Consider the following 1,355-nt stretch of genomic DNA (forward strand, 5'->3'; position numbering starts at 1 on the left):
TCTACTTTTTCACCGACCAGGTGATGCGGTACTGAGTACAGGTGCTGGTCGTACTGGATATGGTAATCGATGTTAACTTTGGCTGTTTTGATATCAACATACTGATAAGGATGCGCTGGAAGCGGGTGCAACAGCGGTTTGTCCAGCTGTTCAAACCATTGCAGGCGGTTACCGGGGAACTGTTTGAAGGGCTTTAAGTTGACCTCAGTTAACAGCGAGGCAATGCAGTGATTGAGCTCGGTTAACGAGAAAAAGGTATGATGGCGCAAGCGGGCTAGAATCCAGCGTTCGATGATCTGCACGCCCACTTCAGCCTTAGATTTATCTTTGGGTTTGTAAGGTCTGGCAGGCATAACGGCGACGCTGTAATGCTCCGCCAGCTGCTGATAGCTTGGATTTAATTCCGGCTCGTAACGACATGCCTTGCTGACACCGCTGCGCAGGTTATCCGGTACAACCATCACCGGCGTACCGCCGATGAATTCGAAGGTACGTACATGGCTGGCAAGCCAGTCCGGCAGACTTTGACTCCAGATTGCTTCTGCATAGGTGTAGTTTGAAGCGCCGAGTACGGCAACAAAGATCTGAGCCGTTCTGACCTCTCCGGTAGTCGGTGACACCACCGGCATGGTTTGTCCGGCGTAATCGACGAATAACTTATCACCGGCTTTATGCGTCTGGCGCATAGAGCGTTTCTGCTTTTTAGCCCAGTTTAAATAGCGGTCGCAGAACTGCGAGTAACTCAAGCAACGGTTGGGATACTGTTGACAGTACTCTTCCCATAACAGCAGTTTGGTCACTCCCTTTGCTTTCAGCTCTTTATGTATATCAGGCCAGTCCGGTATTTGGAAACGGCCGGCAGTGCGGGTATCGGCTTTAGGGTAAAACAGCCTGGCCAGTTCGGCATCATCCAGCTCATTAGGTAACGGCCAGGAAAGCGTTAGCTCCTTTGCTTTTGTGAGTAACTTTTGAATAGCACCAACACTTATTTTGGTACTGGTATTGATCTGACGAACGCTGAGATTTGCCTCGAAACGCAGCCTTAAAACTTCTCTGATTTTACGCATTGTGATCCTATTTGCAGCCATACCCGTTCCTCAATAAGAAAAAGAATAAATATGGCAGTTAAAGGTTTTAAAAATCAATGCGTTGAAAGATATTCTGGTTAATGGTGAACACCAATTCCGGGATGGTGAACACCGATTCCGGAAATAAAGGTAAAAGTGTTCACCTTGAAACCGGAATCACTGTTCACGTTAAACCAGAATTGGTGTTCACGTTGCGCCGGAATGACCGTTCACGTTAGGCCGGAATATGCAGTCTACACAGCAGCTTGCTAAACAGTCATTGAATCA

1 protein-coding gene is annotated in these 1,355 nt (G+C 47.9%); it reads right to left on the minus strand.

What is annotated here, in order from left to right:
* Positions 1-1,088 (minus strand): IS21 family transposase (istA, locus tag G337_RS0119330; RefSeq protein WP_037028177.1); only part of this gene is annotated, 1,088 nt, incomplete at its 3' end.
* Positions 1,089-1,355 lie beyond the last annotated feature (267 nt).

The sequence above is a fragment of the Psychromonas aquimarina ATCC BAA-1526 genome (assembly GCF_000428725.1).
Lineage (GTDB): Bacteria > Pseudomonadota > Gammaproteobacteria > Enterobacterales > Psychromonadaceae > Psychromonas > Psychromonas aquimarina.